Raw genomic sequence first — 8657 nt, forward strand, 5'->3', positions numbered from 1 at the left:
ACCTCTCTAAATCTCTCCTGAAAGGAGAGACTATATTGTTCCCCTTCCTGTAGGAAGGGGTTAGGGGTAGGTGGCGCAAGGGAACGCGCGAGTTTAAAAATTAAAAATTAATAATCTTTGTCCTTAGATTGGGTACAATCTGCCTTAATTTTAGGTAAAGTTTGCTCATCACGAATTCTATAACAAACAACATTTATGGCAAGTCAAAAACCCGATAGCAATTTAGAATCTAATGAATTTAATCTCTGGAACTTTAAACCCTGGTGGTGTCAGCCTTGGTCGATTATTTTGACAGGGGTTGTAATTATTGCTGCTAGTTGGTTGGTGCTCAAAATTCTTTGGCTAACTATCTTAGTTGCTATTCCTATTTTATTATGGTGGTTTTATTTTCTAGTAAAGTATCCACAATTAGCGAAGGAAGCTTATAGTAGTTCTCAAATTAGTGAGATACGCTAGTACCGCTGCGCGGAAGTCAAAAGTTTTCTTCTCACAGTGGTTTCAAGCTTTTTGCATGGGTGTTGTATTGACGCCCGCGGTTGATATTCCTGTTGTTCTTGCTGGATATATTCATTATCTTTGCTTCGCAGCACATACTGAAATCCTTTTCTATCAAGCCAATCAGAAGACAACATTATCAAATTCTCTATCTCCTAAAGCTACTATGTAGATAAGTAGTTTCTCTATCTATAATAATTGTATTGCTTGTTGCTACTCACGTAAATAAATTAGAGAGAAAACCGTAGATGGCTCGGGCTTCCCTATTCATTGATGATGAGTTACCCTGAGATACAATGAGAGAAGTCATATCATAAAAAGAAAAACTAGCGGGGACAATATCAGGAGACTGTTAAACGCATGGGAAAAGTAGTTGGCATCGACTTAGGAACAACCAATTCTGTAGTCGCCGTCATGGAAGGTGGCAAACCTGTCGTTATTGCCAATGCGGAAGGAATGAGAACCACGCCCTCTGTAGTGGGTTTTAGTAAAGATGAAGAACTAGTAGTAGGTCAACTAGCAAGAAGACAAACTGTACTCAACCCCCAAAATACCTACTATGGTATTAAAAGATACATGGGGCGCAAATATAGCGAGTTGCAGCCAGAATCGAAAAAAGTTCCCTATACTATTCGTCGTGATGAAATAGGCAATATCAAAATTCGTTGTCCTAGACTGAAAAAAGAATTCGCCCCGGAAGAAGTTTCGGCAATGATTCTGCGGAAATTAATCGAAGAAGCAGAACGTTATTTAGGAGAAAAAGTTACTAGTACCGTAATTACCGTACCAGCTTATTTTAATGATTCTCAACGGCAGGCCACTAGAGATGCCGGAAAAATTGCCGGTTTAGATGTTTTAAGGATTATTAATGAACCCACCGCAGCCGCCTTGGCCTATGGTTTAGATAAAAGAAGACCCCAAACAATTATGGTCTTTGATGTTGGTGGTGGAACTTTTGATGTTTCGATTCTTGATATAGGGGACGGTGTATTTGAGGTTCGTGCCACCAGCGGGGATACTCAGTTGGGTGGGAATGATTTTGACCGACGGGTTGTGGATTGGTTGGCCCAAGAATTTTTGGAAAAGGAAAAAGTTGATCTCAGAAAAGATCGACAATCTCTTCAAAGACTTACAGAAGCGGCAGAAAAGGCCAAAATTGAGTTGTCGGGAGTAAGTGTCACCGATATTAATTTGCCATTTATTACCGCAACAGAAGATGGACCCAAACATATTGAAACTAGATTGACTCGCGCTGAGTTTGAAGAGCTTTGTGGGGATTTAGTCTCCCGTCTGCGTCGACCTTTAAAACGGGCTATTTCCGATGCGGGGGTGACTCCAATGGACATCGACGAAGTAGTCCTCGTGGGAGGATCTACGAGAATTCCTATGATCCAAGATCTGGTGCGGAGCTATATCGACATTGAACCGAATCAGAATGTCAATCCTGATGAAGTGGTTGCCATTGGAGCGGCTATTCAAGCAGGTATTTTGACTAATGAAGTCAAAGATATTTTGTTGCTAGATGTGACGCCTCTATCTTTAGGTTTAGAGACTATTGGGGGAGTCATGAAAAAATTAATTCCCCGCAATACGACGATTCCCGTGCGACGCTCTGACACTTTTTCTACAGGAGAAAATAATCAAACTGTAGTCGAAATTCATGCCCTCCAAGGGGAACGGGAAATGGCTACGGGAAATAAATCATTGGGAAGGTTTAAACTAACAGGTATCCCGCCAGCTCCCAGGGGAATTCCTCAAGTTCAAGTATCTTTTGATATCGATGCCAATGGTATTTTGCAGGTAACCGCGCGCGATAAGACTACGGGAAGAGAACAGGGTATTACAGTTCAAGGAGCCTCGACCCTGAGCGATGCTGAAGTGAATCGCATGGTTAAGGACGCCGAACAGTTTGCGGATCAAGATCGAGAACGGAGAGAAAGGGTAGAAAAACGCAATCGGGCTAAGGCTTTAACAGACCAGGCACAGCGCAGATTAAAGGAAGTTACCCTAGACTTTGGTAGTCAATTTGCTAGTTATTATCGTCGTCGTATTGATAGTTTATGCGAGGAGGTTCTAGAAAGCTTGCAAAAAGATGATGAACGGAGTTTAGATCGTTCGCAAGCAGATTTACAGGACACTCTTTATGAACTTAATAGAGAAGTTAGATTGCAGTATGATGACGAAGAAGATGAGGATTTCTTTGGGGCAATTCGCAAAACCTTCCTCGGAGATGATCAAGACCGACTAGACGAAGATTATAGTTATGATCCTCGGAGAGGAGATTATCGGGACAATAATTTTGCCGCTGGATACCAGGATAACCGCAGTCGGAATTATGGTTATCAAGATAATTATTCGGGTAATGCTCCTCGGAGTTATGGGGGAACTTATCAAGATGATTACTCCGATAAATATGACGATTCGCGTCGTAATGTCTATGGGACAGGGGGTTATCAAAATAATGGCCAAGACAGCTATGATCGCTATGGGGATTCGCGTCGCAATCTAGGTAATCAGAATAATAGAGATGGTTCGGGCTACAATAACCCTGCTTCCAATGGGGGCATGGAGGATCGCAAAACGGCTCCTCGCGATCGCTATGGCAGTTCTCAAAATGATGTCAATCGTCGTTACTACAGCAGCGGCGATCGCTCTCGCAGTATTCCCTATCAAAATGATTGGGATGATGAAGATGATGAATGGTTCTAGAATTGCCACTCACATCCTTAACTTATTCTCTTCCAAGGACGTGACATGGGAGGTCATTACACAACTGACTAGTTGCCAACTAATAACTGATAATTGATAACTGACAACTATAAAAGATGCAGAATTTGCGAAACTATTATGAAATTTTGGGTGTAACGAACAAGGCTTCCAGCGATGAAGTGAAAAGAGCTTATCGCTCATTAGCCAGAAAGTATCATCCAGATCGCAATCCGGGAAATAAAGTTGCGGAAGAGAAGTTTAAGGATATCAATGAAGCTTATGAAGTGCTTTCTGATGCGGTAAAGCGATCGCAGTATGATCAATTTAGCCAAGCTTGGAGCAAAAAAGGTGGTGACAAAAACTCTCGCTACAGTCCTTTCGATCCCTTCTCTTCTAATAACGACTCCAGAAGGAGAACGGCAACTGCTGAAAGAACTAGTCAAAGAGTAGATGTTAAGGATTATCGCCCCGGAACCACCAGAAGAGCAAGAGCCGCAACTCGTCCTTCGGGGCGAGATATAGAGGCGAAATTAACGCTTCCTTTAAGCAAAGCTTATCGCGGAGGTCGAGAGCGCATTCGCCTAGAAGATGGCAGATCCCTAGAAGTCGATATGCCACCAGGTATGTTCGATGGCCAAAAAATTCGGCTCAAAGGACAGGGGATGAACGGCGGAGATTTATATCTTAAGATAACCGTGGCACGTCATCCTTTTTTTGATGTCCAAGACAGTGATATTTATTGCCAAGTTCCCATTACTCCTGTCGAAGCTGTTTTAGGTGGGGCGTTAGAAGTTCCAACTATTGATGGTCTGGTGAAAATGACTTTGCCTCCGGGGGTTCGTTCTGGTCAGAGATTACGTCTGGCCAATAAAGGTTACATTGGTAAAACTGGCGATCGCGGAGATCAATTAGTCGAAATTCAAGTAATAACTCCCAGGGAGATTACCGAAAAAGAAAAAGAACTCTATCTTAAATTGAAAAAAATAGAGACTTTTAAACCTCGTCAAAACATTACTAAAAGCTTGTATTGAAAAAATTATAAAAAAAAATAACTCCAAAAATGACTCAACTCAATACATCAAAAACTACAGAAGATTTTCTCCAACAGGGTAAAGCTTTCAAAGATCAAGGTCTGCTCGATGAGGCCATATCCGTTTATCAAGAAGCTCTAGAATTTTATCAAAATTCCCATGAGTTGTATCATTTTTTGGGGGAAACTTTCGCCGCAACAAATAAATTAGCAGCAGCTGTCGATGCCTACAAACAAGCGATTGCAATTCATCCGCAATCTCATTGGTCTTATCATTGTTTATCTTTGGCTTATTTGTGGCAAAAAGAATATAATGAAGCGCTTGAATGTTGCGAAAAATCAATTCAGATCGACCCGAGCATTCCAGCTTTTTACAATCAAATGGCTTCGGTTTTAAATAGTCAAGGAGAGCTTGAGAAAGCTAATATTTTTTACCAAAAAGCCTTAGAAATTGCATCCCATCGTCAAGATTTAAATAATATTACCCGAGAAAATATTGAAGAACCCATAGAAAAGCCAGAGCAGGAGCGAAGCAACAAGCCGAGAGAAATATCGCAAAAAAATCAGGAAGTGACTTCTACTAAAAATCTAGAGTGTGATTTTCAAGGGGTCTTAGAAGAGATTGATGGTTGCCTGCTTAAAGGTTATTCCTGGAATGTTCGAAAACCTGATGAAAAACAAATCCTAGTTATTTATCAAAACAATCAAGAAGTTTTGCGCTTTGCGGCAGATCGTTTTCGAGAAGATCTCAAAAAAGCAGGAATTGGTACGGGAAATTATGGGTTTGCGGTTCGTCTGCCTCTAGATGTTTGCCAGGCTGCTCCTTTTAACCTGAAAATTACCGTAGCCGAATCGGATTATGTCCTAGAAAAGAGTGCCATAAGATTTGAATATAATGACACATACAAAACAAGTTTTCAGGGTTTTTGTGAGCCTTTTACCGATGAAATTATTCTCAAAGGATGGGCATTAGACAACGAGAATCTAGATAGAAAAATCAGTCTATATGTCTATGAAAATCATGTTTTTCTTTTCAAATTACAAGCAAATGTTTATCGTGAAGACATCCATCAATGGAAGCAAGGAGATGGACATTATGGTTATTGGAGTCAACTTCCAGATGATTTTTTAGATAATAATGGACTAGGCAAAAATGAACATCAATTGTCCATCTGTTGGGGAAACTCCCCGATAGAATTGAGTAACTCTCCAGTTGTAATTGAAGAAGCTGCATTTCTGAGTTCTCTATTTCAAAGGACTAGGCAAAATTTAAACGAATTAGTCAAAATTACGGATGAGTTTTGGGCGAGAAATTACTGATAAAGGTTTATTTCTTGATGGAAACTTTACCCAATAGCTATATCTCTTGGGGTAAGCTTGAAATTATAAATACTACAGTTTGCCTTTAGAAAATAGCTCATAGTAAAAATGTCCAACGATCGTCTAGTCAAGCCCATTGGGGAAATTCTACAAAATGCCGGTTTAGTAAGTCCTTCTCAAATAGAAGTTGCGCTACACGACCAAACCTATTATCAAGATATGCGAATCGGAGAAATTCTAGCTTTGCGAGGATGGATTGAGCAGTCAACAGTAGATTTTTTTGCGCAAGAATGGGTTCGTCTACTTAGGCAAAAAGATGGCCAGCCTTTGGGTTTTTATCTTAAGAGAGCATCGCTGTTAACTGAAAAACAAATAGAGATGATTCTCGCCGAGCAAAATCAAACTTGTTTACGTTTTGGGGCAACTGCAGTTCTCAAGGGCTTTGTGAAAAAAAATACTATTGATTTTTTCTTAACTAATTTATTTCCTGAGCAAGCCATATCTTCTTCTTATATCACCAGAACTTTTGATCGGACAACCGAAATAGTCGACCCTAGCGATTATTATAATAATGACGAAACAATATCCCAAGAAGATATAACTTATTGGGTCAGATTAAGTGAACAAAAAATTACATCTGGGGCTTGAGAAACATTTTATATCTAGTATTAAGTATTAAATATTATTTGCCAATACAAAAACGGCTGAAGATGCGATCCAAAACTGATTCTGTGACTTCTTCCCCGGTCACTTCTCCTAAAGCTTGAACTGCTCCTCTAAGGTCAATTGTCCAAAAATCTAGAGGTAAGTTATGACTGATTGTTTCTTGGACTTGGGCTAGGGAAACCTTTGCTTTGGTGAGAGTAGCTGCTTGGCGTTGATTAATAGCAAAATCTGAATTAGCAGCGGCAACTTTTCCTGTTTTAACAAAGTCTAAAATAGCAGTCTCAAGATGATCTATTCCCTGATTAATAACTGCTGCGGTCATGACTTTTTGGGATATTTCTGGAGGATAATTGATCGTATTCTCTACAGTAAGATCGGTTTTATTGATGATAAGAATCAAGGGGCGATGCTTGACTTGAGAATAAATAATTGTATCTTCTGCTGTCCAGCCCATTTGGGCATCAATGGTAAATAAGACTAAATCGGCTGATTCGGCGGCCTTGCGCGATCGCTCCACGCCAATTTTCTCTATTTGATCTGCGGTTTCCCGAATTCCTGCTGTATCTAATACTTGAATTGGAATACCTGCGACGACTAAGGTCGATTCAATTACATCACGAGTTGTTCCTGGTAAATCCGTAACGATCGCGCGATCGCTTTTGCTCCAGGCATTAAGTAAGCTTGATTTACCCACATTGGGGCGACCAACAATTGCGACTTTCAAGCCAGTTCTGAGTAATTCGCCTCGCTCTGCTGTGTCAATAATTTGAGTTACTTGCTCTAATACTTCTTGGAGTTGCTGACGTACGAGATCAATATCTAGAGGTGGTAAATCATCTTCAAAGTCAATCCTAGCCTCGACTTCCGCCAAAATATCTAAACAGTGATGGCGCAATTCTCGAATTGGTTGAGCCAGTTTTCCTTGTAATCCAGCCAAAGCGACTTGAGATGCGGCATTAGATTGGGCAGACACCAATTCGGCAACGCTTTCTGCTTGAGTAAGATCAATTCTGCCGTTGAGGAAGGCTCTGAGGGTAAATTCCCCTGGTTGGGAGAGCCTTGCTCCTTGTTGGATACATAATTGTAAGACTCTTTGCACAGGGATAATTCCCCCGTGACAGTGAAACTCGACAATATCTTCTTTGGTGTAGGAACGAGGCGCTAACATTAACAATAATAAAGCTTCGTCCACAATTTCCTTGGTCTGAGGGTCACAAATATAACCGTATAATATCCGATGAGTTTCCCAGATTTGCTTTCCCGGGGCAGTGAATAATTGCTTGGCGATCGCGATCGCTTTCTCTCCTGACAAGCGAACTACTCCAATACTGCCTTGTTGGGCCACAATAGCAGTTGCGATCGCAACGATGGTTTCTCCTTGAGTTGTCGGCATTAAACAATAAAACCTAATTGTAGAAGATTTAGACCTTTCAGCTATTAAAAGTTTTTAACAGTATGTCTAACCGAATCAAATTCGTATCGCTGAGGGAAATTTGTTTCACCATAAAGATTAAAGGTAATGGTGGGTTCTGTTCCTAATGGTTCAACACTGTGAATCGCATCAGGTAGAAAACCAATGATATCTCCAGGAATCAAGTTGTATTCGTCTACTAATTCTATTTTATGGGGATGTTCCTCATTAGGAGCGCGTTTCCAGAATCTATTTTTTTCCTGCCCATCCATGAGGGCCACAATTCCCCAAGTAGCATGATTGTGGATTGGGGAGATATTCCCTGGTAACCAAGCCACCGTTTGAATTGTAATCGGATAATCCAGTTCTTTATAAAGAGTTTTAACCGACCAACCAACTTTAGGATTGGGAGTATGATATTCCATTTGTAGCCAATAGGAACTCATGAGCAACTTTCTGACTAGAGGAAAAATAGCCTTCAAGCGATCGTGATCATCGGGAACCTGGAGTAAAACATCTTCTAGATCAGTCAAAAAACGATACAGTCGATAGGGTCGCTCTGATAGTTCTGGGTCTACCGTTTCATAAGTTCGACGGGAACCATCATTACCAATAATCCAATTACTATATTCTCGCTCATTTGTCATAGCTGTCATTGCTGGTTCTGTTATTTTTTGTAAGCAAATAAAAGAACTATGGGAAAAAGGTTAAAGGTCAAGAAAAAGCCTTTTCTCTTTAACTAAACCCAACTTGATTGTTGATGATGAAGTACATCAAGTTTGAGTTCATTCCCGCAGTAGTTCTAGTGCCGCTTCGCGGAAGTAATAAGTAATAAGTAATGAGTAATAAGTCTTGATACATCGGCTTTTTGCTCTTCGTTGATAGATAGCTTATTTACGCCCGCGTTCACTAGTAGTTTACCAAGTTAATTATTACAGGTGAATATTCTCCCTAATTCCCCATTTCCCTAATTCCCCATAACTTAAACTTTGAAGGCAGACGGCAGAGGGCAGACGGCAGAAGGTT

General features: G+C 40.6%; 7 protein-coding genes. 5 read left to right on the forward strand and 2 right to left on the reverse strand.

The genetic code is table 11. The features are described 5' to 3' along the window. The first annotated feature begins 195 nt into the window (after positions 1-195). The 5 genes from XEN7305_RS00860 (at position 196) to XEN7305_RS00880 (ending at position 6202) form a co-directional block, all read left to right on the forward strand. Positions 196-456, forward strand: a complete 261-nt coding sequence (locus XEN7305_RS00860) for a DUF6737 family protein (protein WP_006507417.1) — start codon at positions 196-198, stop codon at positions 454-456. A 399-nt stretch (positions 457-855) separates the two neighbouring features. Further along, positions 856-3204 carry a molecular chaperone DnaK gene (gene dnaK / locus XEN7305_RS00865; protein WP_006507418.1) on the forward strand — a complete coding sequence of 783 codons (2349 nt, stop codon included), beginning with the start codon at positions 856-858 and terminating at the stop codon, positions 3202-3204. A gap of 116 nt (positions 3205-3320) precedes the next feature. Further along, entirely contained in the window at positions 3321-4235 is a 915-nt protein-coding gene (locus XEN7305_RS00870) for a DnaJ C-terminal domain-containing protein (protein ID WP_006507419.1), read from the forward strand. A 29-nt stretch (positions 4236-4264) separates the two neighbouring features. Beyond that, the gene (locus tag XEN7305_RS00875) at positions 4265-5554 is read left to right on the forward strand and encodes a tetratricopeptide repeat protein (RefSeq protein ID WP_006507420.1); all 1290 of its coding nucleotides are present in this window, start codon (positions 4265-4267) and stop codon (positions 5552-5554) included. A gap of 108 nt (positions 5555-5662) precedes the next feature. Further along, positions 5663-6202 carry a hypothetical protein gene (locus tag XEN7305_RS00880; RefSeq protein WP_006507421.1) on the forward strand — a complete coding sequence of 180 codons (540 nt, stop codon included), beginning with the start codon at positions 5663-5665 and terminating at the stop codon, positions 6200-6202. 34 nt (positions 6203-6236) lie between these two features. Here the strand turns inward: XEN7305_RS00880 and mnmE are convergent, their stop codons facing one another. Together mnmE and XEN7305_RS00890 are read right to left on the reverse strand one after the other, a co-directional pair. Further along, on the reverse strand, positions 6237-7613 hold the full coding sequence (gene mnmE / locus XEN7305_RS00885; protein ID WP_006507422.1) for a tRNA uridine-5-carboxymethylaminomethyl(34) synthesis GTPase MnmE: 1377 nt from the start codon (positions 7611-7613) through the stop codon (positions 6237-6239). A 44-nt stretch (positions 7614-7657) separates the two neighbouring features. Then, positions 7658-8287: a hypothetical protein gene (locus tag XEN7305_RS00890; RefSeq protein ID WP_006507423.1), complete on the reverse strand. Its 630-nt coding sequence runs from the start codon at positions 8285-8287 to the stop codon at positions 7658-7660. Positions 8288-8657: the final 370 nt, after the last annotated feature.

Origin of the sequence: Xenococcus sp. PCC 7305 (assembly GCF_000332055.1) — a bacterium.
Lineage (GTDB): Bacteria > Cyanobacteriota > Cyanobacteriia > Cyanobacteriales > Xenococcaceae > Xenococcus.

Coding starts and splice junctions, on each gene's coding strand:
- XEN7305_RS00860 (WP_006507417.1), top strand. CDS start 196: ATGGCAAGTCAAAAACCCGATAGCAATTTAGAATCTAATGAATTTAAT.
- dnaK (WP_006507418.1), top strand. CDS start 856: ATGGGAAAAGTAGTTGGCATCGACTTAGGAACAACCAATTCTGTAGTC.
- XEN7305_RS00870 (WP_006507419.1), top strand. CDS start 3,321: ATGCAGAATTTGCGAAACTATTATGAAATTTTGGGTGTAACGAACAAG.
- XEN7305_RS00875 (WP_006507420.1), top strand. CDS start 4,265: ATGACTCAACTCAATACATCAAAAACTACAGAAGATTTTCTCCAACAG.
- XEN7305_RS00880 (WP_006507421.1), top strand. CDS start 5,663: ATGTCCAACGATCGTCTAGTCAAGCCCATTGGGGAAATTCTACAAAAT.
- mnmE (WP_006507422.1), bottom strand. CDS start 7,613: ATGCCGACAACTCAAGGAGAAACCATCGTTGCGATCGCAACTGCTATT.
- XEN7305_RS00890 (WP_006507423.1), bottom strand. CDS start 8,287: ATGACAGCTATGACAAATGAGCGAGAATATAGTAATTGGATTATTGGT.